The 25,396-nt window shown below is 29.9% G+C and carries 23 protein-coding genes; 5 read left to right on the plus strand and 18 right to left on the minus strand.

Annotation, left to right across the window (positions count from 1 at the left end):
- Positions 1 to 224 precede the first annotated feature (224 nt).
- The 3 genes from J9309_RS10195 to J9309_RS10205 form a co-directional block, all read right to left on the minus strand.
- Entirely contained in the window at positions 225 to 419 is a 195-nt protein-coding gene (locus J9309_RS10195) for a hypothetical protein (protein WP_230475778.1), read from the minus strand.
- Positions 420 to 523: 104 nt separating this feature from the next.
- Positions 524 to 1,945: an alkaline phosphatase gene (locus J9309_RS10200; RefSeq protein WP_230475779.1), complete on the minus strand. Its 1,422-nt coding sequence runs from the start codon at positions 1,943 to 1,945 to the stop codon at positions 524 to 526.
- Positions 1,946 to 1,968: 23 nt separating this feature from the next.
- Positions 1,969 to 3,207, minus strand: coding sequence for a CobW family GTP-binding protein (locus J9309_RS10205; RefSeq protein ID WP_230475780.1), 1,239 nt, complete (start codon positions 3,205 to 3,207; stop codon positions 1,969 to 1,971).
- 153 nt (positions 3,208 to 3,360) lie between these two features.
- Here J9309_RS10205 and J9309_RS10210 point away from each other — a divergent pair, with 153 nt between their 5' ends.
- Positions 3,361 to 4,593, plus strand: coding sequence for a metallophosphoesterase (locus J9309_RS10210; RefSeq protein ID WP_230475781.1), 1,233 nt, complete (start codon positions 3,361 to 3,363; stop codon positions 4,591 to 4,593).
- Between the two features lie 98 nt (positions 4,594 to 4,691).
- Positions 4,692 to 4,949, plus strand: a complete 258-nt coding sequence (locus J9309_RS10215) for a GNAT family N-acetyltransferase (protein ID WP_230475782.1) — start codon at positions 4,692 to 4,694, stop codon at positions 4,947 to 4,949.
- Between the two features lie 129 nt (positions 4,950 to 5,078).
- On the opposite strand, the gene J9309_RS10220 is transcribed toward J9309_RS10215, so the two are convergent.
- From J9309_RS10220 to J9309_RS10240, 5 genes are all read right to left on the minus strand, one after another.
- Positions 5,079 to 6,338 carry a dicarboxylate/amino acid:cation symporter gene (locus J9309_RS10220; protein WP_230475783.1) on the minus strand — a complete coding sequence of 420 codons (1,260 nt, stop codon included), beginning with the start codon at positions 6,336 to 6,338 and terminating at the stop codon, positions 5,079 to 5,081.
- A gap of 142 nt (positions 6,339 to 6,480) precedes the next feature.
- Positions 6,481 to 9,192 (minus strand): PD-(D/E)XK nuclease family protein, encoded by a 2,712-nt coding sequence (locus J9309_RS10225; RefSeq protein ID WP_230475784.1) that lies wholly within the window; start codon positions 9,190 to 9,192, stop codon positions 6,481 to 6,483.
- A gap of 57 nt (positions 9,193 to 9,249) precedes the next feature.
- Positions 9,250 to 9,765 (minus strand): toxin-antitoxin system YwqK family antitoxin, encoded by a 516-nt coding sequence (locus tag J9309_RS10230; protein ID WP_230475785.1) that lies wholly within the window; start codon positions 9,763 to 9,765, stop codon positions 9,250 to 9,252.
- The gene (locus J9309_RS10235) at positions 9,762 to 10,241 is read right to left on the minus strand and encodes a hypothetical protein (RefSeq protein ID WP_230475786.1); all 480 of its coding nucleotides are present in this window, start codon (positions 10,239 to 10,241) and stop codon (positions 9,762 to 9,764) included. The genes J9309_RS10230 and J9309_RS10235 overlap by 4 nt, the downstream gene beginning before the upstream one ends.
- 66 nt (positions 10,242 to 10,307) lie before the next feature.
- Entirely contained in the window at positions 10,308 to 11,507 is a 1,200-nt protein-coding gene (locus J9309_RS10240) for a glycine C-acetyltransferase (RefSeq protein WP_230475787.1), read from the minus strand.
- Between the two features lie 171 nt (positions 11,508 to 11,678).
- On the opposite strand from J9309_RS10240, the gene J9309_RS10245 reads away from it, so the two are divergent.
- The gene (locus J9309_RS10245; protein ID WP_230475788.1) at positions 11,679 to 12,509 is read left to right on the plus strand and encodes a GNAT family N-acetyltransferase; all 831 of its coding nucleotides are present in this window, start codon (positions 11,679 to 11,681) and stop codon (positions 12,507 to 12,509) included.
- A 13-nt stretch (positions 12,510 to 12,522) separates the two neighbouring features.
- On the opposite strand, the gene J9309_RS10250 is transcribed toward J9309_RS10245, so the two are convergent.
- The 4 genes from J9309_RS10250 to J9309_RS10265 all read right to left on the minus strand — a co-directional run bounded on the left by J9309_RS10250 (position 12,523) and on the right by J9309_RS10265 (position 15,796).
- Positions 12,523 to 13,437, minus strand: coding sequence for a MerR family transcriptional regulator (locus tag J9309_RS10250; protein ID WP_230475789.1), 915 nt, complete (start codon positions 13,435 to 13,437; stop codon positions 12,523 to 12,525).
- Positions 13,438 to 13,500: 63 nt separating this feature from the next.
- Positions 13,501 to 14,601 carry a glucosaminidase domain-containing protein gene (locus tag J9309_RS10255; RefSeq protein WP_230475790.1) on the minus strand — a complete coding sequence of 367 codons (1,101 nt, stop codon included), beginning with the start codon at positions 14,599 to 14,601 and terminating at the stop codon, positions 13,501 to 13,503.
- Complete coding sequence (locus J9309_RS10260; protein ID WP_230475791.1) at positions 14,598 to 15,515, minus strand: 1-aminocyclopropane-1-carboxylate deaminase/D-cysteine desulfhydrase; 918 nt, start codon at positions 15,513 to 15,515, stop codon at positions 14,598 to 14,600. Before J9309_RS10260 ends, J9309_RS10255 begins: the two co-directional genes overlap by 4 nt.
- Positions 15,515 to 15,796: a hypothetical protein gene (locus J9309_RS10265; protein WP_317192133.1), complete on the minus strand. Its 282-nt coding sequence runs from the start codon at positions 15,794 to 15,796 to the stop codon at positions 15,515 to 15,517. Before J9309_RS10265 ends, J9309_RS10260 begins: the two co-directional genes overlap by 1 nt.
- Positions 15,797 to 15,973: 177 nt before the next feature.
- Between J9309_RS10265 and J9309_RS10270 the strand changes: the two genes are divergently transcribed.
- Positions 15,974 to 16,144 carry a DUF5522 domain-containing protein gene (locus J9309_RS10270; protein ID WP_230475793.1) on the plus strand — a complete coding sequence of 57 codons (171 nt, stop codon included), beginning with the start codon at positions 15,974 to 15,976 and terminating at the stop codon, positions 16,142 to 16,144.
- Positions 16,141 to 16,875 carry a DUF2911 domain-containing protein gene (locus tag J9309_RS10275; protein WP_230475794.1) on the plus strand — a complete coding sequence of 245 codons (735 nt, stop codon included), beginning with the start codon at positions 16,141 to 16,143 and terminating at the stop codon, positions 16,873 to 16,875. Before J9309_RS10270 ends, J9309_RS10275 begins: the two co-directional genes overlap by 4 nt.
- 341 nt (positions 16,876 to 17,216) lie before the next feature.
- Here J9309_RS10275 and J9309_RS10280 read toward each other — a convergent pair whose 3' ends face one another.
- From J9309_RS10280 to J9309_RS10305, 6 genes are all read right to left on the minus strand, one after another.
- Entirely contained in the window at positions 17,217 to 17,879 is a 663-nt protein-coding gene (locus tag J9309_RS10280) for a response regulator transcription factor (RefSeq protein ID WP_230475795.1), read from the minus strand.
- A complete protein-coding gene (locus J9309_RS10285; RefSeq protein ID WP_230475796.1) occupies positions 17,864 to 18,634 on the minus strand; it encodes a sensor histidine kinase in 771 nt (256 codons plus the stop codon). Before J9309_RS10285 ends, J9309_RS10280 begins: the two co-directional genes overlap by 16 nt.
- Before the next feature lie 622 nt (positions 18,635 to 19,256).
- Positions 19,257 to 19,865, minus strand: a complete 609-nt coding sequence (locus tag J9309_RS10290) for a hypothetical protein (protein ID WP_230475797.1) — start codon at positions 19,863 to 19,865, stop codon at positions 19,257 to 19,259.
- Positions 19,866 to 19,990: 125 nt separating this feature from the next.
- Entirely contained in the window at positions 19,991 to 23,365 is a 3,375-nt protein-coding gene (locus tag J9309_RS10295; protein WP_230475798.1) for an ATP-binding protein, read from the minus strand.
- The gene (locus J9309_RS10300) at positions 23,349 to 23,930 is read right to left on the minus strand and encodes a DUF4194 domain-containing protein (RefSeq protein WP_230475799.1); all 582 of its coding nucleotides are present in this window, start codon (positions 23,928 to 23,930) and stop codon (positions 23,349 to 23,351) included. The genes J9309_RS10295 and J9309_RS10300 overlap by 17 nt, the downstream gene beginning before the upstream one ends.
- Complete coding sequence (locus J9309_RS10305; RefSeq protein WP_262897266.1) at positions 23,923 to 25,386, minus strand: DUF3375 domain-containing protein; 1,464 nt, start codon at positions 25,384 to 25,386, stop codon at positions 23,923 to 23,925. Before J9309_RS10305 ends, J9309_RS10300 begins: the two co-directional genes overlap by 8 nt.
- Between the last annotated feature and the right edge of the window lie 10 nt (positions 25,387 to 25,396).

Below are 25,396 nucleotides of genomic sequence, written 5' to 3' on the forward strand. Positions count from 1 at the left end.
TCAAATATTATTTGAATAGGGAATTTTAATTCAAAATCAATAGGTTCATTCGAAAGTTTATCTTTTTTAGGGTATAGTTTAATCTGATACTTATTGAAATCATTTTTTATTTCATTTAATATCAACGCGCAAAATTTAGCGAATTTTTCATTGTTGAAATCCGAGTAAGTAATTTTGTGTATTTCTCCTGTTTTAGAAACGGAAAGGGTTAAATAGGTTTTTCCCTATGGAACACGATCTCCATAATTTTTTATTTTATCAGCTGCATAATCAAGAATACTTTCTTGAATAGAAGAATTACATAAATTTTTCATTTTCTTTCCTTTTGGATTATCACAACCTATGTATTTTGGTATATCAGGATTTTGTGCTTGAAGAGTTATTGAAATGAATAGAAATAGTATAGTTAATGAATTCATATTATTATCAAATATTTTATCTAAATTAACTTATTGAAATTGAATAAAAAAAAGGAATGAAATTTAATTTTCATTCCTTTTTTATTATTATATTAATTCTAAAATTAAAATTTATTTTCAATTTGTGCTGCTTGCAACATCAAGTAATGTAAATCTGTATTTTTAACGAAAGGTTTTAACAACTCTTTACCAGGACCAAAAGCAGCAACTTCTACATGATCACTCGAGTGATCCATCGAAATCCAACCCACAGAACTATGTTTTTTCTGCATATTCGCAAAACCTTCGTACGGTAAGTGTTTGTAATTGTATAAACCTTGTTCTTCTTTCTCAATATTGCTATAATATCCTAAAATATGATGTGCTTCAGAAGATGTAATTTCAAAACCTAAATATTCATCAACTAATTCTCTCACTTTGTTTGGAGAATAACTGTTGTCAATTTGGTTTAAAATCCACTCATTCGTGTATTTATATTTTGCTACGGTTTCAAAATCTTTATCAGCAGTTTTTCCATAAATTAATCCTGGATTTGCATTTCCATGATCGGTAGTAAAAATAACTAAAGTTTCACCGTCTTTTTCAGCAAATTCTAAAGCGACTTTTAAAGCTTCATCAAACTGAATTTGTTCAAATAATAAACCACCTAAATCATTTGCGTGTGCAGCCCAATCCACTTTACCAGACTCAATTTGTAATGCAAAACCATTTTTAGAAGTATTTAAATGTTCAATAGCTTTTTTAGTCATATCAGCCAAAGACGGAATTGTTTTTTCTAACTCAGGTGTATTTTTACGATCCAATTGATATGGAAGTGCACCTTCATTAAAAATTCCCAAAATAGGTTTGTTTTTTCCCGTTTGTTTTAACTCGTTCAAAGTCTTTACAACAGCATAACCTTTGTCTTCGTAATCTTCGTATAAATCGCGTTTATCTTCACGTTTATCTTCATTAAAAAATTCATCACCACCACCCATTACGACATCTACACCAAGGTTAAGATAGTCGATAGCAATTTGTGGCTCTGAGTAACGAGAATTATTATTCACATTGAAACCAGCAGGCGTTGCATGCGTAGCAGTTACCGTAGTTACCACACCAATTTTTTTCCCTTTACGTTTCATTTTTTGCCAAATCGGTAGATATTGCTCACCATTGGCACCAACGTTTAACGAACCATTGGCAACACGAACACCTCCTCCAAAAGCTGAACTTCCGGCCGAACTATCTGTGACAATAGCAGAAGCAGAAGAAGTTTCCATTAAACCTCTTGTAACTTTATTATCCATATAAGCGCTCATCCAAACCGAACGATGCCCTAAAATTCTATTCTGAAAGTGATCAGATAAAGCTAACGTTCCAGAACTCATTCCGTCCGAAACCATAAAAATGATATTTTTAGCTCGTTTTCCTTTCACAGAAATATCATAATCCATAGTCGTCGCTAAACCACTAATAGGATTACCAAATAAAGCTCCTCCAGCTGCTAATAATGTCCCTTTTTTAAAGAACTTCCTTCTGTCCATTTGTCTTTATGTTTTGTATGTATTTATGAATTATTTTTGGCTTGCCATTCGATAATTTCTTGTTCGTTCAATAAACAAGAATTTAATTCTTTTGTAATTTGATCTTTATCAATTCCTTGACCAATAAATACAATTTCTATCACACGATCTCCCCAAAATTTCGACCATTTAGCGTCAATCGTTTCTTTATTCATTTGGTAAGCTGCGTACATTTCACGCTCTTGCTTTGGAATAGCACACCACCAAGCGCCAGCAGGATCAATTCTGATACTTCCACCAGCTTGACTTAAGAAAATTGCATCATCAGGACGATTTGCCATCCAAAATAAACCTTTAGAACGGTAAACTGAAGGTGGGAAATTATCATTTAAGTAAGATAAAAAACGCTCAGCGTGAAAAGGTATTTTTTGACGATAAACAAAAGAAGTCATTCCATATTTTTCTTCCACGTGATGGTGATGATCGTGCGAACAATTTGGTCCACAAGTATGATCATGTTCATGATGATTATGTGAATGTTCTTCTTCCTCCAGCATTTTTACCCAAGCATCCATATCCTGAACTTTTTCGAAATCGAATAAATTAGTATTTAAGATTTCATCCAATTCAACTTCAGAGAATGTTGTCGGGATAATTTTCGCCGTTGGGTTTAATTTATGTATAAATGAAGTAATATTTTGCTGTGTTTCAGCATCGATTGCATCAATTTTATTTAAAAGAATTACGTTCGCAAATTCAATTTGATTGATTAATAAATCTACAATCGGGCGATCGTCATCGTTATTTTCAGTATAACCACGAGTAAAAACGTTTTCGTCTGTACCAAAATTTCTAAAGAAATTTAATGCATCAACTACATTAACTAAAGTATCTAAGCGAGCGTGTTTTGGAATATCAATTTTTCCGTCAGGAGAAACAAAATCTAACGTTTGTGCAATTGGTCCTGGATCAGAAATACCTGAACTTTCAATTACTAAATAATTGTATTTTCCGGATTGCGCTAATTCGTGGATGTTTTCTATTAAATCTTCACGAATTTCACAACAAACACATCCATTGCTTAATTCGACCAATTTTTCGTCTGATTGAATAAAATTGTTGTCACGAGCAATCATTTGTGCATCGATGTTTACTTCGCCCATATCGTTAACGATTACAGCTACTTTTAAACCTTTCTTGTTGTGTAAAATATGGTTAAGTAACGTTGTTTTTCCACTTCCTAAAAATCCCGAAAGTACCGTTACTGGTAATTTAGTTTGCATAATTTCTTAATGAATAAATCATACAAACTTACAGATAATTGAGCCAAGTTGAATTGAATTGTATGGATAAATTTGCTAAAATACTGTTAAGTGTTTACGCAAATATTAGGTTGATTATTTAAAACGTTTATTTTTGTTCAAAATCATTAAATTGTGTTTCAAGAAAGTTTAATAGGATTATTAATCCTAATGTTTTTTGTAGAGATCTACTTATACTGTGCATTTAAATCCTTTATTAAAAATAAAATTATTTTATTTGGTTGTATTTTATCAACTGTTTTCGTGATGTCATTTATGGCATACAACTTTCTTTTTTTTGATAGAAATATAGGTCAAACTCCAATGTTTATGTGGAGTGTAGGATTATTTATGCTAATTGCTTTTCCGAGAGCTATATTTTTAATTTTCTTTTTAATAGATGATTTGATTCGTATAATAGGATGGATTAAAAATCGATTACTTAAAACTCCTGTAAAACCTAAACAATATTTGCCTGCCAGACGCAAATTTATCTATGTAACTGCTGCAGGAATTGCAACTGTTTTATTCTCTAGTTTGGTACATGGAATGACTTTAGGAAAATATAATTACAAAGTTATTCGTGAAAAATTAGGCTATAAACGATTACCAAAGGCCTTCGACGGGTTTAAAATTCTGCATATCACAGATATTCATTCGGGAAGTATTGATAATAAAGAAAAAATTGAGGAAGCGATTCAAATGATTAATGAGCAAGAGTTTGATATTTTGCTTTTTACCGGTGATATTGTGAATAATTTTCATTGGGAAATGGATAAATGGATACCTGTTTTCAAAAAGATAAAAAAAGCTCCTTATGGAAATTTTGCAGTGTTAGGAAATCATGATTATGGTGAATATTCTGATTGGAAAACTGAAGAAGCGAAACAAGAAAATTTTGAAAAAATTAAAGGTATATTTCCTCAAATCGGTTTTGAATTACTTTTAAATGAAAATAAAATCATTGAAAAAGATGGTGAAAAAATTGCGTTAATTGGTGTAGAAAATTGGGGAGCACGATTTAAAAAAGCAGGAGATTTAAATTTAGCATCTAAAGGTTTAGATCAATCAATTTTTAAGATTTTGATGACTCACGATCCATCGCATTGGAATTTAGAAGTGAAGGATGATCAACGTATTTACGATTTAACGTTATCAGGTCATACACATGGGATGCAATTAGGAATTGAAGTTCCAAGTATTGGGTTAAAATGGAGTCCATCACAATATATTTATCCGCAATGGGCTGGTTTATATCAGCAAGAAGATAAATGGATAAATGTAAATCGTGGTTTTGGATACCATTTTTATCCTGGACGTGTTGGTGTTTGGCCAGAAATTACGGTTCTCGAATTACAATCTCTATAATTAAATGAAGCAATCCTATTGGATTGCTTTTTTTATTGATCTACGTTAATAATAATCATAGATATAAATGCTAAATTTAGATAATAAATTATACAACTATGAATGAAGAATTACAAAATATAGAAGTGGTAAAGAATGATGAAACAAATCGTTTTGAATTGACTGTTGATGGATTTATCGCCTTTATTGATTTTAAACAAGTTGATCAATTAATCAAATTAATTCATACCGAAGTTCCAGAAGAATTAGGTGGTAGAGGTGTAGCAGCTGCTTTAGTTGAAAAGACTTTGGTTTATATTGAAACTAATAACTATAAGCTTTATCCGTTTTGTCCGTACGTTTATGCATATATTTAAAGACATCCAGAATGGAAAAGAGTAGTGGATCCTACTTTTGTAAAATATGATGAATTATAACATTAAGCATAAAAAAAGGTCTGATTTATTTTAAATCAGACCTTTTTTTAATTGTTATATACTTTTTAATTAAGCTTTATCATCTTGAGTAAATTCTTGCTCAACTGCTACATGACCTTCCCATTTGTCAACAGCTACCGTAGATAAGGCGTTACCTAAAACATTAGTCATAGAACGAGCCATATCACAGAAGTGGTCAATTGGTAAAATTAAAGCAATTCCTTCTGGTGGAATTCCGAACATAGAACACGTGGCAACTACAACGATTAATGATGCTCGTGGAACTCCTGCAACACCTTTAGAAGTTAACATTAATACTAAAAGCATTAGTAATTGTTTTTCTAATGGCATATCAATTCCATACACTTGTGCAATAAATATAGATGCGAACGTCATATACATCATTGATCCATCTAAGTTGAATGAATATCCAAGAGGTAATGTAAAGGATACAATCTTCTTTTGTGCACCAAATTTCTCTAATTCTTCCACTAATTTTGGGAATACAGCTTCTGATGAAGTTGTAGAGAAAGCAATTAGTAAAGGAGCTTTAATATGACGTAATAAATCAATTAATCGTTTACCGATTATTAAATAACCAACGGCTAATAATACAATCCATAATAGGATAATTCCTAAAGAGAATGCGGCTAAATATTTTAGGTATAAAGCGAAAATACCGAATCCGTAATTAGCAACAGCTGCTGCAATTGTACCTAAAACACCTAATGGTGCAGTCCACATTACATATCCAACCATGATTAATACTACGTGAGAAATCTTGTCAAAAGCTTTAACTAAAGGTTCTCCTTCTTTTCCGAATGCTGCTAATGCGACACCAAAAAAGATAGAGAAAACAACAATTTGTAAGATTTCATTTGTAGAAAATGCTTCGAAAACAGATTTCGGAATCATGTGTTCTACAAAGTGTTGTAGTGATAAGTTTGATTTTGCTTTAAGTAAATCTTCAGCGGAACTGCTGTCTGGTGTTAAATCTAAACCTACACCTGGTTGTGTAATATTTACTACGATTAATCCAATCATTAAAGAGATTAACGATGCGGTAATGAACCATCCCATAGCACGACCACCAACGCGACCAACCATCTTCATATCACCCATTTTGGCAATACCAACAACTAAAGTTGAGAAGACTAAAGGTGCAATAATCATCTGAATTAATCGAATAAAAATCGTACCTAAGATTTTAATGTTCGCAGAGAACGAAGCAATAAATTCTGGCGAAGTATTGTAGTGGACAAATCCCCCTAGAACAACTCCTAATACAAGCGCAACAATAATTGCGATGAAAAGTTTATTGTTTTTCATTATTAATTTTATTTGTACCAAAACTAATGTTTTTTTACAAAATCTTAACAATAATTAGATACAATTAAATCGAATTAGGATATTGGTTTTCCTAATTGAATAATTAAGAATAAATTAGTCTAAAACGGATTATCGTAATCTTTTATTCTTTGTTATTTTGAAAAGGAATCGATGGATTTAGTATTTCTTCGATTAATAAACTTAACGGCTCTTTTGTTAATTCAATAATAGATTGATCGATAATGGTAGATTTATCCAATTTTAATTTGAATAATTCTTTCTTAGGAAATTTAATTGGATAAATACAAAGCTCAATTGTTTTATTAAAATTTTCAGGATTTGAGTAAAATAAATGTGCGTAAAAAGCTAATTGTAATTCTTTGGCTTTGTCGCTGTCTTCAAAAATAACATTCACTTTTTCTGAGTCAATTTTTACATCTTTTGCAAATCCAGTTTTATAATCGATGATACGAATTTGTCCATCAACTTGATCAATTCTGTCAATTACACCTTGTAATTTTATTTTTCTTCCACTAGAAAGTTCGAAATCTATATAATACTTTTGCTCTAACTGTTTGATTATGAATTCAGAATTTTTAGCTGTATTTCGGTCTTTTTCTAAAACTCCATTTACAATTCTTTCTGCGATTTTATAAACCAAATAATTTGGACCTTGATCTGTGTGTCCATCTTTATATTGCTCTTTAAAGAATTTTTGAAGCGATTGATCTTTAATCTTATCAATCATCACAAAATCTTCTTTAATCATTATCTTATTTATAAAAGGCGTATATAATTCCTCTAAAGTTTCATGTACAATATTTCCCAAAGTCTTAGCAGAAACCATTTCTTCAGCTTCTTCAACTTCCTGAACTCCGAAAACACGTTGTTCGTAAAAATCCAATTGATTTCTTAAATATGAAGACAACGAAGAAGGTGAAATCCCTTTTTCGTTCGCCCAAATATTTAATTTTTCCATGGTATGTGGCGTTTTTTCTATTACAATTTCCCTTAAAGGTTTCGTAACAAAACTTGGAGCTGCAAATGATTCTTTGATTTGATGATTACTTTCAAATTTGATTTGAGAAATGAATCGAGATTTTTCTCCAGAACCCATTCCATCAGCTTCGGTATTATAAACTAAATGAATATTTTTTCCGCGTTGAATTAAACGATAGAAGTGATAAGCATAAATTGCATCATTTTCTGTAAAAGTATTTAGTCCCATTTCCTTGCGAATATCATAAGGAACAAACGTGTTATTTTGTCGTCCTAATGGTAAAATTTCATCGTTTACAGATGTCATGATGATATTGTCAAAATTAATCAATCGGGTTTCTAATAATCCCATCAGCTGTAAACCTTTTAAAGGTTCACCGATAAAGGCGATAGATTCTGATTGAACAATTTTATTGTATAATAAATACAAAGTTCGATAATCTTTTACATCTGTCACCTCTTTTAAATTATCCGCTAATTGAACAAATACTTTTTTAAAGTAGAAAAGATATTCTTTTAATAACAGGTACTTAAAATCAGAACCATCGTTTAAATATGTATGTTGAATAATGTCTTCTGTCCAATTTTTTAAGTGATTCACAAAATCAGGCAAAGATTGTGGAATGACAAATAAAGATTTGAAAATATTATCTTGTAAACTTCCTTGTAACGTTTTTTCTGCGTTAAAAATTCGATTGTTTTTACGAATAGTATTGGATGTTTCTCTTGATGATGAAGTAGAAAATTTAGATAAAGTTCTATTTTCTAAAATTTGTAAAACATTTTTGAAATAGAAAGTTTTTCCTTTTCCTAACTTTTCACGATTCATTTGTAATTCAAATACAGATTTGAAAAACTGAGCTAACGGAACTGATTTCAACGGAATTCCCATCGAAATATTTAAATATGTAATATTTTCAGGTAATGAATTTAAGATTGCTGGTAAAATAGATTCATCTGCTAAAATCAATGCTGTTTTTTTGATTTCATCCTCATCCATTTTTGCAAGAATATCCGAAATGTATTTTGCTTGTCCAACTTGTTTAGCAACACCTGTTACGTGTATATTTTTTTCTTTAGAAAATTCGTCAAAAGTCCATTTCCAATCTTGTACTTTTTGCTTGTAACGGCGCATAAATGCACCAGCTTCTTGATTCGGATTTTCTAAATAGTATTTGTCTGCATCCCAATATATTTTTGCAATATGATGTTTATCAAAACTGAATAAAATCTTTTGTTCAGCCTCAGTTAAGGCATTAAAACCAGCAAAAACAAATTGATCTTTTTGTGCAGCGATAATTTCTTCTACTTTATCAGCCGCTAAACGGAAAACTAAACCAGCATAACCTTGGCTATTCGCAGTTAAATCTTCACGCAATTGAAAATAAAATTTAGTAACAACTTGCCAAAACAAAATGTGTTTTTGCATGACTTCGTTCTTATTGACAAAGATTTCATCTTTTCCCCATTTTTCAATACGTTCAATAGAAACCAAATAATCTAAAATTTTTGCAGGATCAACGAGAGAAGAATCAATATCATCAAAATCTTTTAAAATTGTAGGTCCCCATTTAATGAAATCTTCAAATGTATCAGGTTTTTCAACTACTTTTTTATAGGATTGATAGGCTTTAAACCAAAGATTAATTCCAGAAATAATTTCTAATTGTGCTATTTCTGCCATAAAATCTTCGACACTAATCATTTTAGGTAAAATCAAGGTATGCGCTTGTTTCTGAAACTCTTGTCGAAAGAATAACATTGGGCGTTTACCTGGTAAAACTAGGGTTGTGTTTAAGAAATCAGTTTTTTGATTTAATAAATCAGCAACTACATTTTCAATAAATTGTGACATGATTTTAGGCTTGAAATATGTTGTAAAATTAGTATTTATAATGACAAAAGATGTCGTTTAATTTACAGTTTCAGATTTTATTAATTCACCATTTTTAAAATAATCTTTTTGAAATAATTTGCCTTCTTCAGTATAAATGTAAATTTCTCCATTTCCCATGTTAAAAGGGCCACAGTACAAAATATTACCTTTTCTATCGTAACAATTTGCTATTTTATTTGGTTTACCATTTATGTACAAAATACGAGCTTTTGGATTACCATTTTTATAAAAATATTCAAAAACACCTTCCTGTAAATCATTAACCATCATTCCTTTACTTTCTAGTCTTGTATTAGGATGATACGTTTCAATTATACCATTTATGGCTCCATTAATATAAGGTACGATACTTTGTACAGCGCCGTCTAGATGATAATTAATTGTTTCACCATCTTTTATATTTTGAGCATTATAAGTAACGATAGATTTAATTCGGCCATTGTTAAAACGTAAAACTTCTTCGTAATGCGTTTGTGCTTTAACTATATTTCCTATTAGTATAAAAATTATTATTGTGATATAATTTCTCATGATTTGATTTGTGTGATTTTAGTTTGAAATAAATTCTCGAACGATTCCATAATTTTTGTTCTAGTAATTTCTGTATTTACAAAATAAAACATTAATCCAAAAAACAATAATAGAATTGAAAATCCAATACCTATAATTGATAATGTATAAATTGAAAATAAGAGAATTATGCTAATTATAGTGAACCAAATTGGAATAAATATTTTTACAAAAGATTTTTGTTTTAAGTGAAATGTAATGATAGTTGAATTGTTTGAAGAAATTTGAAAATCTCCATGTATTATTGGAATATAGGATTTGTTTCCTGAAGTCACTTTTTCAATTATAAATGAATCTTTGAAAACTTTTCCTTCAAAAATTTTATTAGGTGTAAATAATCTAAATTTCTTTTCAATTGTATTTTCGAATAATATTTTAAAAACTTCTTCTTGCGAATAATTTGTTTCTAATTGATAATATTGAGGTTTCAAAAGCATTTTATAAATATAAAAAAAAGCGACTAATTTCTTAGTCGCTACAATATATTATTGAAAAATAATTTCTTATTTAATAACACCTAATTCTTTACCTACTTTTGTGAAAGCAGCAATTGTATGGTCTAATTGTTCTTTTGTATGTGCAGCTGAAAGTTGTACACGAATACGAGCTTTGTCACGAGGAACAACAGGGAAGAAGAATCCGATAACATAAACCCCTTCATCCACCAATTTATTCGCCATTTCTTGCGATAATTTTGCGTCGTATAACATAACAGGTACAATAGCAGCATCACCATCAGGAATATCGAAACCAGCTTCAACCATTCCTTTACGGAAATATTCTGCATTCCACATTACTTTATCACGTAAAGTTGTGTCTTTTTCTAACATTTCTAAAACTTGTAAAGCTGCACCAACAATTCCAGGAGCTAAAGAGTTAGAAAATAAATATGGACGTGATTTTTGACGTAACATTTCGATCACTTCTTTTTTACCAGAAGTAAATCCACCCATTGCACCACCTAAAGCTTTTCCTAATGTTGATGTAATAATATCAACGCGTCCCATCACATCATTGTGTTCGTGAGTTCCGCGTCCGCTTTTACCAATAAAACCAGTGGCGTGAGAATCATCAACCATCACTAATGCATCATATTTATCAGCTAAATCACAAACACCTTTAAGGTCTGCAACAATACCGTCCATAGAGAAAACACCATCAGTTACAATGATTTTGAAACGGTGACCTTTTTCTGAAGCAGCGATTAATTGCGCTTCTAAGTCAGCCATATTATTGTTTTTGTAACGGTAACGAGCTGCTTTACATAAACGTACACCGTCAATGATAGAAGCGTGGTTTAATTCGTCAGAAATGATTGCATCTTCTTCTGTAAATAAAGGTTCGAAAACACCACCATTTGCGTCAAATGCAGCCGCGTATAAAATTGTATCTTCCATACCAAGAAAGTCAGCAATTTTCTTTTCTAATTGTTTGTGTATATCTTGAGTACCACAAATAAAACGTACAGAAGACATTCCGTATCCACGGTCGTCTAACATTTTCTGAGAAGCTGCGATAATTTCGGCATTATCAGATAAACCTAAATAGTTATTCGCACAAAAATTTAATAAAGTTTTACCGTTATCTAATGTTATTTCTGTACTTTGTGGAGAAGCGATGATTCTTTCTTTTTTGAACAATCCTTGTTCTTCTAAATCATTCAGTTGAGTTTGTAAATAATCTTGAAATTTATTGCTATACATAAAAAATCACTTTTGTTTACTACAAATATAATAGTTTAGCTTAGTTTTTGCTTAACTTTGTAGTTCATAAAAATAAAAGAATTAGTGTTTTTAATAATAATATTTTCATTTCAGTATTTTTTTTTAGCAAAAGTTTTTAAGAAAAATAAACTTAAAGCAATTTTTAGTGCTTTGGGATTATATTTTTTAGGGAATTTTATCTTCGGAATAGGATTGTTTACTTTATTAACTTTTAATATTATTAATATTGGGTTTGATTTTACTCAGATTAAGCCAGAAAATATTAATGAATTCTCTCGCTCATTAAACCAATATCTTGTAGATCGTCATATTCCTATCATTACAGAAGTTGTTTTATTCATTTTGGTCGGAATGATTTATTATAATTATTTGAAAAATAAATGGATGAAAGAAGTTATTGTTGAAAATCAGTCATTTATCCAAGAAATTAAAGAACAAGCATCTAAAATACAGCAATTAGTTCCTGTAAAAACGAATTATTATTTACATTTTCATGATGTGAATGAAAAGAATATCCATTTAGTACCTGAATTGGCAACTAAAATTTGGAATGAATGTTATAAAGGTATCATATCGCAAGAACAGATTGATTATATGTTGGATATGATGTATAGTACCGATAAAATTAACGAGAATATTACGGAAGGAGATCATTGGAAAATCTTGAAAGCTGATAACGAACCAGTAGGTTATATCCACTTTAAAGAAGAAGAAAATAAAATTTTCTTATCAAAAATTTATTTATTGCAAGAGGAAAAATATAAAGGTTTAGGACAATCTTTATTGAACGAAGTTATCAAATTTGCTATTGACAATAATTATAAATCGATATACTTAACGGTAAATAAAAACAATGCTAAAGCGATTCGTTTCTACGAGAAAAATAACTTTAAACAAGTTAAATCCGAAACTTTCGATATAGGAAATGGATACGTAATGGACGATTTTATTTACGAAAAAAATATTGTTCAAATTTCATAAACAAAAAAGCGAATTATTTTAATTCGCTTTTTTTATGTGCTAATTCTTCTAAAAAATTCTCGAATTCTTTTAAATCGTAAAATTTCTGCTTTCGAGGAATTTTATATTTTTCAATAGTAATTTGCCTTCCAAGTAAATAGAATTTATCGATATGATCTGGGAAACTTTCGAAAACTTTATTGTAAGATTTATAATTCGCGCTATTTGCATCAAACGATAAAATTATATCTGGATTTATATCTTCAATAAATTGCTTTATTGCAATCGGTTTTTGATTTGATCCTATATAATATGTCTTATAGCCACGTTGTTTTAACAATAAATTTGTGAAAAGTAATCCAATTTCATAAAACTCATTTTCAGGAAGATATAACAAAACAACTTCATCCTTATCGCAGACAGAACCAGTGGTATGTATTAAATGATGTAATTTTCTTTCTAAAATATTTATCATGTAATAAAATTGAACAGGAATTTCTTTGGCGTTATGAAAAGTTTCAAAAATCCTAACTAAAAATGGATACATGATGTAATTATAGAAATCTTCAGTCGATAGTTTTTTTAAACCCGTGTCAATAATCAAATTAAATCTTGAGCTATCGTAAGTAAGTGTGGAAACAAGTAATTGATTGATAATATCATCATTTAACTTATTCTTGATTAAATTAGTTAAAAGTTCAATTTCTACTTTCAGCTCTAAATCACAGCTTTCTAAAATACTTAATTTTTCTAAAGAATATTTTTTATCTAAATGGAATAGTGTAGTAATATTCAATAATCTATTTAAGTGATTTGTATTGTATTTAAAATCTCTATCTTTTGTAGGGATTATATCAGGAAAGACATTATATTTTTTATGCCAAAATAGAATAGTAGTATCGGGTAGTCCAGATAAATGGCTTAATTGATCAATAGTATATCTTTTCATTGTGTAGTTTTAGTTGATTAAATATAATAAAAAAAGCCATCTAATAAGATGGCTTCAAATATATTATGATTTTTTCTTCGATTTTAAAAAGATGTTTTGTCCTTCAGTTGGCTGATCGCCTGGTTCCATCTTATTAAATTTATATAAACTCGTCAATTTTACTCCAAATTTTTGAGAAATCGTATACATATCATCTCCTGGTTTTACTTTGTAACTTGTTTGCGAACCTTTTGATTTCTTCATATCAAAGAAAACTATTTGTCCTTCTCTCAGTTTCGTACCCAGTTTTATTTCGTTGTATTTAGCTAATTCAGATGGCGCTTTTTTGTATAATTTTCCAATTGTACCTAACGTTTCGCCAGCTTCTACAATGATATATGCAATATTATTTGGATGACGTTTAATTCTAGAAGTTGGATTCTTCTTACGTGTTTCTATCGTAATAGAAGGTCTAGTTTCGTTAGACGTTTTAGCAATAGTTGTCGTTTTAGTTTCTACATAATCTTCATCAGCTGTGTGTTTTACAGTCGTGTTTGTTATTGTAGTTTTATCTTTAGTTCTTTCAATCGTTTTTGTAGTTTTATTATTTGCTAAATATTTATCTTCTTCGTTTCCATATAGTAAATATAATTTAGCAAAAACCTCATCATTCGATATTTTATCAAATTGATCAAGATTATATTTTTCAATTCTTGAAATTAATTTTGATGCATAGCTAGGATCCGTTGCGTAACCTGCCTTTTTTAATCCATGTGCCCAACCTTTATAATCTGTTGTAGATAAATTGAATAAGGCTTTGTAATAAGGTCTTAAAGCTAAAAATTCAGAATGATCTCTGTAACTTTCTCCGACTGAGTTGTAACTTCTGAAACATTCTCCTTTTGCATCATCATCATGATAAATGCGACCTTTGTGTGAAGGCCATTCTTTTTCAGATTTACATTTAATTCCGAAATGATTGTTTGCTTGTTCAGCTAATCTACTTTGTCCGCCACCAGTTTCCAATAAACCCTGTGCAAGAGTAATACTTGCTGGAACTTTGTATAAATGCATTTCTTCTACAGCTAAAATTGCATGTTTTCGGATGTATGTGATATCTCTACTTTCCTGAGCTTGTAATGTTATAGTCGTTAAAAGACCAAAGATGTATAACAATAATCTCATTGTATTAAAGTTTTATTTTTCTTGTTTAATAATTTATTCATTCCATCTATTCCCTGTAAACCACCAGTGTGTACCGCTAAAATTGAAATGTTTGGTTTAAAATAATCTTTTTGGATTAAATCTAAAATTCCGAACATCATTTTTGCCGTATATATAGGATCTAATGGAATAGATGTAGTTTCTTTAAATGAATTGATAAAATTAATCAATTCTTCTGAAACCTTAGCATAACCACCAAAATGGTAATTATCTATTATTGTATAGTTTATTTTTTTTGCTAATTTACGAATTTCTTCATCAAAATGCTTACTTTTTAGAGCAGGAAAACCTAATACATGTTGATTTTTTGATGTAGAATTTATAATTCCTGTAATTGTTCCGGCTGTTCCAATTGCAGTTGTTATAAAGTCATATTCAAAACAACTGTCGTTTAAAATTTCTTCACAACCCTTTATTGCTAAATCATTAGTTCCACCTTCTGGAATAATGTAATGATCTGGAAATTCTATTTTTAATTGATTTAGAAATTTTTCTGAATCTTTTAGTCGATAATCTTCTCTTGAAATGAAATTGAATTTCATTCCTTCTTCTTGAGCAAATTTTAATGTTGGGTTTTGCTCTATTAAAGCTTCAATCTCTTCGCCACGAATAAATCCAATAGCTTCAAAATTATTTAGTTTAGCCGCCGCCGCCGTTGCTGCAATATGATTAGAAAAAGCACCTCCAAATGTGATTACCTTTTTGTAGCCTAATCGTTCAGCCTCAGCAAAGTTGTATTTTAATTTTCTGAATTTATTACCAGAAATTTTTGGATGAATTAAATCTTCTCTTAAAACAGAAAGCTTAATGTTTTTCTGTTTTAAAATCGGTAAATCAACTTCTTGTATGATACTTTTATAATTATCCCAATTCATTAAAGATATTTTATAAACGAGTAAAATTTTCGCTTTTTTAAATAATCTAAATCCTTTTCATTTTCATAAGCTTCACGCTCAAAACTAATATTTCTGTAAGCTTTGTGTGCATCAAATTTGTATTGAATCATTCGCAATCCATATTCAGTTAAATACCAAATGAAAAATGGTACAACTAATAATTCTATTTGTTGAATAATATGAATCCTTTCGTGATGAACTAAATGTTTATCATTTTTATCTTCTTTATTACGCAATAAAATAAATGGAAATATAGCCATACCCACAAAGTTTTTGCGAAATAACCAGCTTAAGGCAACTACGAACATGAATTATAATTTGTCCACAAAATTAATATTATTGATTTAAAACTTTATGTATTTGATTAAATATTAAATAAATTTTGATTTTGTTAGGTAAGAATAGAATTTGTAAATTAGAAAAATAAAGTAAAAAATGTGAGTAGGTTTCAGGAAGGTGATTACTATTTATCGCCAGAAGGGTTTAAAATTTTTACCGAGCAATACCTTAAAAGACGAGGATATTGCTGTAAAAGTGGATGCAAGCATTGTCCTTATGGATTTGATAAAAAGACAGGATTAATAAAAAAGAAAAAAGAAAATAAATGAAATTTAAAACAACAATTTTAGCATTATTAGTAGCAGGTTTTTCGTATGCACAAATTCAATTTCCACAAGCAAGTTCGAAAGCTGAGGTAGAACAAACAATTGGTTATACGGATATTGAAATTGATTATTTCCGTCCGAATTTGAATAATCGTGCTGCTTTTGGTGGACTTGTACCTTACGGAGAAGTTTGGCGTACTGGAGCAAACAATAATACAACAATTGATTTTTCTACAGATGTTTTGGTAGGAGGTAAGCAATTAGCTAAAGGTAAATACTCTTTGTATACTATTCCAGGAAAAACAAATTGGGATATTATTTTTTACAAAACGACAGAAAATTGGGGTAATCCAAAACAATGGGATGAATCTCAAATTGCTTTAAAAGTAAATGTTCCTGTTCAAACTTTAACGAATAAGGTTGAAACTTTTACAATCAATTTTGATAATGTAAATGTTAATCAAGGAGATTTAGTTATTACTTGGGACAATGTAAAAGTAAATGTAAAAGTTGAAGCGCCTACTAAGAAAATTGCACAAGAAAATATTTCAAAAGGTTTAAAGGCTGATTCTTCTGCACGCGATTTTTATGGAGCAGCAAATTATTACTTTTTAAATAATTTAGATTTAAAGAAAGCTCAAGAATGGATTAACACAGCTTTAGAAAAAGATGCTAAAGCACCACAGCATTTCAAAGATTTGAAAGCAAAGATTGATTCTGCATTGAAGAAATAAAAACTAAAGGTATAAAAGACAAAAAACCACTTAATAGAGTGGTTTTTTGTGTTTTAGTTTGTTAGTTAGGTTAGAAGAAGTATAAGGGAGGTTAATTCTTATACTCTCAATATTTACTCTGGAAGTAAATTAAATCTTATAAGCTTTTTTTAGGTTTAAGTTAGTTAGTTAGTTAGTTAGTTAGTTAGTTAGTTAGTTAGTTAGTTAGTTAGTTAGTTATAGTTTTTCTTTTCTTAACTGATGTAAAATTATACTATCTTACTTTATATAATAGTAGGGAAAACAACCAAAAAAAAAATAGGGAAAACCCCTATTCAAATATTCTATCTTATTTTTATAATTTATGTTAAAACATAAATTCCGTTTAAAATTGCGTAAGTAACCATCCCCACAACGTTTTTACAACCAATCTTTTCCATAATTTTCGATCGATGTGCTTCAACAGTTTTAGTACTTATAAAAAGTATATCAGCAATTTCTTTGGTCGAATGTTCTTTACAAATTAAGATTAAAATTTCAATTTCTCTTTCGCTTAGAGAAATCATATTCCATGGATTTGTGTTTTTATTTTTCTGTTGTACGAAATCGTTAATTAACTTTTGATTTCCTTCGTTAAAGTAAAAACGGTCTTTATGTATTTTCTCAATGGCTTCAAATAATTCTTCTTTGTCAGTATATTTTGGTAAAAATCCAGATATTCCATACTTGATCATGTAACCATACATCGAAGGATTGTATAAAGATGATAATACTAAAACTTTAATATCTATGTTTTTTTGATGAAATTGATCTAAAACTTCTAAACCATTCATTGGTTCCATGTTCAAATCTAAAAGCATTACATCAGGTAATTGCTCTAATTGTTCAAGCTCTTCAAGATATTTAACTGGATTTGTATTTTTAATACAAACTTCAAAATTCTCATTAGTTGAAATCAAATTGCTAAATGCTTCAACTAATAACATTTCATCGTCTAAAATTCCTATTCTTATTTTCCCGGACATAATTTGATGATTAAACGCGTGCCTTTATTTTTGCTTGATTTATATTTAAATATTGCATTAATTGCACTAAGTCTTGTTTCTGTGTTATTTATTCCTAATCCTTTATTGATATTGTCTAAATCAATTCCAACACCATTATCAGAAAGAAGAATAGTTACATTATCTTTTATCTTTTTAATATGAATGTTGATTTGATTCCCTCCTGAATATTTGATAGAGTTTGTGATGAATTCTTGTATAACGCGATAAAGTTGATGTTCAACTAATTTAGTTCCGAAATCAATATTTTCTTCTGCATATAAATCAATAGAAAAATCTTTACTCGAATAACACAATTCTTTGATACAAAGAAATAAACCTAAATTGTCAATCTCAACAGGGAATAAATAGTGCGTAATATCTCTGTTCTTTTTGATTAAAGTTTTGATGTCATCCTTTATAACTGCAATTTCATTATTGAATGAGTTGGCATCTAAAGCATTTAATTTTAGCACAACTAAATTTAGTTTGTTACTAATTTGGTCATGCAATTCAGAAGCAATTACTTTACGCTCATTTTCTTGTGTCGTAATAATTGCCTTTTTCATCTCGCGTTCAGATTTTAATTTTTCATTAAAAACCAATTCACGTTTTTCTATATCTTTTTTATAACTAATCTTAATTAAATAACTGATAAATAATATCAATACAACTAAGAGTATTAGTGTTATAACAATCCATAAGATGATGACGTTTGGGTCTTGCCATTTTTCCATAATAAATAAACAATATAAGAGTAAAATGCACTTACATTAATGATGTTTGTTAACCATATAACATATATAATATCATTACTATAGGTAACAAAAAAATTCATTGGTAGATTAAGAAAAGTGCTGAAAGTAAGATAGATAATTAAAAATATGTATAGTTGATATGTTATACCATATTTTTCTGATTTGATATGTTTTACAAGTTGTGAAAAACAGATAATAAGTAAAAAAATACAATTAATACTATTAGAGTAATTTTGATAATTTGTATAATCAATATAGTCTGTAAAAATCAATTCATAAAAATTATATAACAATATTGGCAGTAGTAAATATTTTATATATTGATTGAATTTTATACTATTTGCTTTTATGATGGCAAACAGACAGACGACCTCAATAATATTGTATGTATTGATGAATAATAAGTTGTTTTGAATAAGATGAGATACAACCCGGCTCATCAAATCATTCATTAAACTTAAACCCAAAAATATGATAAACAATTTAAAACTTGTTTTGTAAGATTTATTTTTAAAATAAACAAAGATGCCAATAATTAAAATTATCGGAGTGATATAGCTAAAGGCATCAATGGTATGATAAATAAAATCTGTATTCAATTTTATGGTCTAAATGGTGGAACAGGTCTTACACGATCCATGTAAGCATCATTTGCTGTAATCATATCAATAGTTATACTTTGTCCTTTTTGAGCAGTTGAATTTTCGAAAAGTCCAAAAACTGTATAATTATTCATGTTGTTTTTTAAATTTGCTTGATCTATTATAAAATACTGAATCATAATATTTCTGTCCAAAGCATCTTGTAACCAACTTTCCTTTTGGTTTTCCCATTTCTTAACACGTTTCTTGTATTCGTCAAATGTAATTTCAGTATTATCAGCAGTTAATTTTGTTTTTAATAATTCATTTACTACAAACTTATTAGATTTAAATTCTAATACAATTGGCGAATATTTGTCGATTTGGGTAATATCTGGAGTAGTGGAATTGTGTACTAAGATGGCATGTAATTTATTATTTACATCCAATCCTAAAAATAAATAGAAATAACCTTTAATAGAAACATTTAGATTATTAAAATCTACGTGATTTGCTTCATTAAAAATACTTAATAATTGATTTTTAATTTGTATTTTATTAGTAGTAGAGGCTTTACTATAGCTATTTATTAAATTGCTATAATTGTTAATTAGATTTTGTGCATTCATGTATTACGTGTTATTTTAAAGTGTTGTTGAGTTTTGTAAAAATAAGATTTTTTGATAAACTAATTGTAAAATAACAAACATAAAAAAAGAGCTGAATAGCTATCCAACTCTTTATTTTATCAAGTTTATATTTCAAATAACTCTTTTTGAGCCTTATATTGCGTTATTGGCATATCGTATAACCACGAATATTTTTCTTCTTTTCGCTCTACATAATGCACAAACGAAATATGATCTTCTACAATATGGATGTTATCTGCAGGTGTAACCACCAATAATTGTAGGTTCAATTGCTCACAAAGTCGCAATAAATACTTCGCTTTATCTTCATCTTGCGCTTTAAAAGCCTCATCAATCGCAATAAAACGGAACGTATTAGCTTTGTCTTTTCGCATCAACCCAAATTGATACGCAATAGCCGAACCTAAAATCGTATAGGTTAATTGGGCTTTTTCTCCACCAGAAAGCGCTCCCATATGTTCGTGGGTTTTCACTTTTTTGTTCGTATCACGACGGAATTCTTCGGCTTTGTAATTGAACCAATAACGAACATCCATAACTTTCGATCGCCATTCTTCTTTATTCAATTTCTTGATTAATGGCGCAATATGATCATTAAAATGGTCACGTTTTTCCTCAAATAACATCAACGCATCATTTCCATTGGCAATCGCACGATTCAATAATGCTTTGAAATCCTGAATCTCGGCTACATAATGCGGATTCGCAACCAATTGAATAAAGGTTGTGTATTCTTTGGTATTGTAATCAATTTCTGCAAGCGATTCGTTTAATAAACCAATGTTTTCTTGGATATTTTCTGACCAATTCTCGAAGAACATTCGGAAATCTCCAATTTTATTGATGATGGTTTCTTGTAAATACGATTCAAATTTCGTTTCAAAACGTGGTAAATTATCTTCGCTTAAACGCTGATAGAACTCTTGATATTCAGAAACCAATTCCAAATGAGTTGAATCGGGTAGAGCAGAAGCATCCGAACGCCAATCCTTGTATTTTAAGATAATATCTTCTTTTGGATTTTTAAATTCGTTGATTTTTTGCTTGATTTTATCTTCCACTAATCGTTTCGAATATTCAAAACTTTTGATTTGCGTTTCTAATTCTTTCTGGAATTCCGTTTGTTTCAGCTTAATTGAAAAATAATCAATCGCCAATAAATCTTGGTGTTTTTCTTCAAATTCTTCAATTGAAACTACATCCAACGCTTTTAAAATATCTTCGTTACGCTTGATTTCTTTTTGAATCTGTTGAATTTGTGTTTCAACTTTAAAGGTTTCACGGTTTAAATTATGAATTTCTTTTTCAGACAATAATTTCAACGTTGCCTGAACTTTCTCTAATTCGTTTTGTAAACCTTCCGTACGATTGGAACCTGAATTTAAAACATCAATTAAATGTTGTTTTTGAGCAATTTCTTCTTCGATTTCTTTGGTTTCGATAATCGAGAAAGAAGTATAAGTATTTTCTACTTTCGAAATCGTTTCTTTGATTTTCTCAATGAATTGAATCTTCTTTTGTGTTTCATTAATCAACAATTCATTCGCTTCAAATTCTGCCTCAAACTCTTTTAAATCTTGATAAATCGCTTGAATTTTAGAAGTATTTTCCCAACCTAAAACAAAGTTTTCTTTTCGTTTAGTTTCAGTTCTTCCATCTTTTTGGATATTTCCATTCGCAAAAACTATCGTTCCGTCCGATAAAATGGTATTAACATTGGCAATGATTTCATCAGAACAAACAAAATTAAATTGTTCTTCAATCGTTTCTTTGATCCATTTCGCGTAAATACTTTCCGTTTTGAATTTTAGTTGATTCACCAAATGATTTTCTGAAACCGCAGGTTTTAATCCTTCCATCGAAGTAAATCCTTTGTAGGCTAAAATTTGTAATAAAGCTTCTAATTGATTGGATTGAACGTATTTTTCGACCTCTGTTAAATATTTTTCAGGAACTACAATTTGATGCGAAAATTGATTTAATATTTGTTCAATTGCTGTTTCCCAAGTTGGATTTTTAACTTTAATCAATTCAGCAACAAAAGGAATTTCGGCTTGTGTAGCATTTGTAAGTTGTACAATCTCATCACGAACCGTTGCAATTGTTCCTGTTATATTATTTTGATGTTTCGTTAAAAAATCAATCGTTTCTTGTGCTTGCGTAATCTCCGCTTTGATTTGATCTGCTTGATTTTTTAATTGGCGAATTTCTTCGTGTAATACCTCAACATTCGTATTGCTTTCATTTTTAATTTCTGCAATTCGCGTGATGTTTTGATTAAATTCTTCAGTTGTTGGATTTTCAATTAAACCTAAAATCTGAATCAATGCATTATACGATTGACGTTTTTCTTCAATTGCAGCTTTTGATTTTTCCAATTGAGCCAAATCAATTTTAATTTGTTCCAACTGTTTCCCAATATCATCTGACTTAATCTGAACCGTTAAATTTGTTTCTTGATTTTTTAACGACGCTTCTTTTTCCTTTAATTTTTCCAATTCTTGCTGGAAACCTTGGAAAGTAGTATTGGCTTTCGTTAATTCTTCTTGCGCTAAGTGTAACCCTTTTTGAGCAAACCAATAAACGGCAGTTTCTTTGGAATGATTTAAGGTTTCAAGCTTTCCGTTTAAATCAATGATTTTGTTGGCGTGTTCGTTAATCGGCTCCAAATATTTGATTTGGTCTTTGACCTTTTCAATATTGATTTTCGCTTCCATCAACGTGTTGAAACTTTCTTTCAGCTGTAAGAATTCGGCTTCAGCGTTCCATTCTTCCAGCATATTGGTACGAATAAATTCGTCTAAATCTTCTAAAACTTTTACTCCAACCACTTGGTTGAAAAGCGTCAATGATTTGGAAGATTTCATTCCGAATAAATCCGAGATTCGATCACCATAAGCAATCGGACCGTCCATGAATTCGATTTTCTTTTTCGTCGAATTCGAATTGTATTTTTTATCTAAAGTCTTTTTCCAATTTCCTTTTTGATCGAAATGAGAAAAGTCGGTTTCTATTAATAAAGGAACGTGCGCAATTCCAAACGTACGTTTTAATTCATCACCCGAAAACCATCGAACTTGGAAAATCGTGATTTTCTTTCCGTCTTTGTTATCAAAATGCGCTAAAATAATCGAATATGTATTTTTATCTCGCAATGATTTTGTCATCGTACCCAAATCACCTTCACGCTGAATGTGGGCATAATTTCCTAAAACATAAGTTTCTTCCGTACGGTCACCTTTTTTATCGACACCAGAAGATTGGTTGTAAAAACGGTCTTTTTTTGCCGGAACCAACAAGGTTAAAAGTGCATCGATAAACGTACTTTTCCCAGAAGCATTCGCTCCCGTTAACAACGAATTATTCCCTTCGGGCTGAATACGGAAAATGCGATCTGTAAAAGTTCCCCAGTTGAAAACTTCCATATATTGCAGTCTGTATCCCGATTCTTCGGATGTTGTACTAAATAGATTCAACATATTCCTCTAATTTGTTTTTAAATTCTTGTAATTGATCCAACGTCACTTTTTCTTTGATGATACGATGAATTTGATATTTGGTTTCAAACTCATTTTTATCAATTTCTTTTAAATAACCTAAATCCACAATTCGGCGAATGTTAAGATCTAAGTCTTTTAAAAGTTTGACTTTGTTATATGTTTCGGGTAAGAATAATTCGACTTCTTCTTTGATTTCTTGATAGGTGATGAATTTTTCACTTACATCAAATTGCGTAGGATTTTGGTCGAATTCTTCTAAACTTTGGCGTAAAACCACCAAAATAATCGAAGCTTCGAATCCAATTTTACGTTTAGAAACTAATCCAATTGTATTTCCTTCACGGTCTTCTAATTCGCGTAAATAAGCAAATCCTTCGTCTTTTTTTACCACTAATTCTAATCCAATTAAATTCAAATAATTCTGAATTTCCACTTGGTAGTTTAAAACATCTTGCCAAAGGGATTGATGATTCTCAATCGGTTGTTTTAAAAGCTTTACAATCGCTTTAGAATAGGGTTTGATATGTTGTTCTAAATTACTCATACTTTAAGGTAATTGTAGGAATTTGTATTGATTTTTGTTCTGCTTTGTTGAATACAATTTCTTGTAATTCTGCATCGTTTTTGTCGTGATTGTACTCGTTACTTAACGCGATAAAAGCAAAAAGTTCGGGTAAACCTTTTTGTAAACCACCCGAATTTTCGATGATTTGATTCAAATCTAATTCAGAATTTGTCGCTAATTGTTCGTTGATACGATCTCGTATCACTTGTTTATCAATCGCGTATTTATTGAAAATCTTTTCTAAATGTTCAGATTTTGAAATATCAGATTCAGCAACTTTTGGACGCGCATCATAAATTACTTCTTGGGCTTGTTCCATCGTTAATTTTCGGTCAAAAGGTAAATGGATATTAATTCCGTCATCCACCATTAACGAAATATCCGGCGATTCTTTTTGTTGACTAATTTTAATCAATGATTTTTTGATATCCTGAATCGTTTTCTTCGTGGCTTTTGCATTTGACACTTGAGTTTCACGAATCACTTTACTCAGTTTATCCGCCATTTTATCGTTGGCTTTGTACACTTTTTGCCCAGCCGCGTGCAGATGCTTTTTCATATTTTTTAGATAAGCATCTTGAATCTCAATTTCTTTTTGCGATAGGGTAGCGTACAATTCTTGCGTTAATTTATCCCATTCGGTTTGAAGCGAAGGATTCAACAAGAAATTCCAGAACGCATAAAAGCTTTTTCCTTGTGGACTTTCTTTTAAGCTATCCAACGAATTAAAAGTAAAATCTAAAATCTCTGATTTAGATAAGGTTCCTTCGTTATGACGTTGGTAAATTTCTTTCGTTATGGTTTTGAAATTATCTTCTACTTCCTTAAAGTCAGAAAGTAATTCCTTTGCCGCTTGGGTAATTTGATTAACTCGTGGAATAATTTCAAAATCTTCGTACACTTTTAAAGATTCACCTAAACGTAAATGAGTCATTTCGTGTTCAATTTCTTTTTTACGTTCTTCCAAAATTGCCAAACGTTGTTCTTTGTTATCGTTCGAATATTCGACTAATTCTTTCAATTGAGTAACAATGGTTTTGAATTTCGATTCCGTTCCGACATATTCGTCTTTGTCTAAACTGTTGATCCAATCCAATGTTTTACTCGTGTGAGAAGAAAGTTCGTAAAAAACTTCTCCATTTTCGGTCTGAAAGTTGGATAAAAAGCCACGATTGGTCCAATCGGTAATGTATTTTTTAGCTTTTAATTCGTACGAATCAAAAACCTGAATGTCTGTTTCTTCGTCATTTTCTACTTGACGATATTCCAAATAATCCGTTAAACGAGAATGTATAATCTCTGAAGATAAAATGCGATGTTTCTCTGCGAATTGATCAGCCAAAAAGACCAAAATCAATTCTCTATTTCGCATTTTTAGCAAATCCACGCTGGGTGAACGTTGTAAAATGGATGAAATTTTTGAACCGTCTAACATATAAATGATT

Origin of the sequence: Faecalibacter bovis, assembly GCF_017948305.1 — a bacterium.
GTDB lineage: Bacteria > Bacteroidota > Bacteroidia > Flavobacteriales > Weeksellaceae > Empedobacter > Empedobacter bovis.

What these genes read in the sequence shown, in the direction of transcription:
- J9309_RS10195 (WP_230475778.1), bottom strand. Translation starts at nt 419, where the DNA reads ATGAATTCATTAACTATACTATTTCTATTCATTTCAATAACTCTTCAA.
- J9309_RS10200 (WP_230475779.1), bottom strand. Translation starts at nt 1,945, where the DNA reads ATGGACAGAAGGAAGTTCTTTAAAAAAGGGACATTATTAGCAGCTGGA.
- J9309_RS10205 (WP_230475780.1), bottom strand. Translation starts at nt 3,207, where the DNA reads ATGCAAACTAAATTACCAGTAACGGTACTTTCGGGATTTTTAGGAAGT.
- J9309_RS10215 (WP_230475782.1), top strand. Translation starts at nt 4,692, where the DNA reads ATGAATGAAGAATTACAAAATATAGAAGTGGTAAAGAATGATGAAACA.
- J9309_RS10220 (WP_230475783.1), bottom strand. Translation starts at nt 6,338, where the DNA reads ATGAAAAACAATAAACTTTTCATCGCAATTATTGTTGCGCTTGTATTA.
- J9309_RS10225 (WP_230475784.1), bottom strand. Translation starts at nt 9,192, where the DNA reads ATGTCACAATTTATTGAAAATGTAGTTGCTGATTTATTAAATCAAAAA.
- J9309_RS10230 (WP_230475785.1), bottom strand. Translation starts at nt 9,765, where the DNA reads ATGAGAAATTATATCACAATAATAATTTTTATACTAATAGGAAATATA.
- J9309_RS10235 (WP_230475786.1), bottom strand. Translation starts at nt 10,241, where the DNA reads ATGCTTTTGAAACCTCAATATTATCAATTAGAAACAAATTATTCGCAA.
- J9309_RS10240 (WP_230475787.1), bottom strand. Translation starts at nt 11,507, where the DNA reads ATGTATAGCAATAAATTTCAAGATTATTTACAAACTCAACTGAATGAT.
- J9309_RS10250 (WP_230475789.1), bottom strand. Translation starts at nt 13,437, where the DNA reads ATGAAAAGATATACTATTGATCAATTAAGCCATTTATCTGGACTACCC.
- J9309_RS10255 (WP_230475790.1), bottom strand. Translation starts at nt 14,601, where the DNA reads ATGAGATTATTGTTATACATCTTTGGTCTTTTAACGACTATAACATTA.
- J9309_RS10260 (WP_230475791.1), bottom strand. Translation starts at nt 15,515, where the DNA reads ATGAATTGGGATAATTATAAAAGTATCATACAAGAAGTTGATTTACCG.
- J9309_RS10265 (WP_317192133.1), bottom strand. Translation starts at nt 15,796, where the DNA reads ATGGCTATATTTCCATTTATTTTATTGCGTAATAAAGAAGATAAAAAT.
- J9309_RS10275 (WP_230475794.1), top strand. Translation starts at nt 16,141, where the DNA reads ATGAAATTTAAAACAACAATTTTAGCATTATTAGTAGCAGGTTTTTCG.
- J9309_RS10280 (WP_230475795.1), bottom strand. Translation starts at nt 17,879, where the DNA reads ATGTCCGGGAAAATAAGAATAGGAATTTTAGACGATGAAATGTTATTA.
- J9309_RS10285 (WP_230475796.1), bottom strand. Translation starts at nt 18,634, where the DNA reads ATGGAAAAATGGCAAGACCCAAACGTCATCATCTTATGGATTGTTATA.
- J9309_RS10290 (WP_230475797.1), bottom strand. Translation starts at nt 19,865, where the DNA reads ATGAATGCACAAAATCTAATTAACAATTATAGCAATTTAATAAATAGC.
- J9309_RS10295 (WP_230475798.1), bottom strand. Translation starts at nt 23,365, where the DNA reads ATGTTGAATCTATTTAGTACAACATCCGAAGAATCGGGATACAGACTG.
- J9309_RS10300 (WP_230475799.1), bottom strand. Translation starts at nt 23,930, where the DNA reads ATGAGTAATTTAGAACAACATATCAAACCCTATTCTAAAGCGATTGTA.
- J9309_RS10305 (WP_262897266.1), bottom strand. Translation starts at nt 25,386, where the DNA reads ATGTTAGACGGTTCAAAAATTTCATCCATTTTACAACGTTCACCCAGC.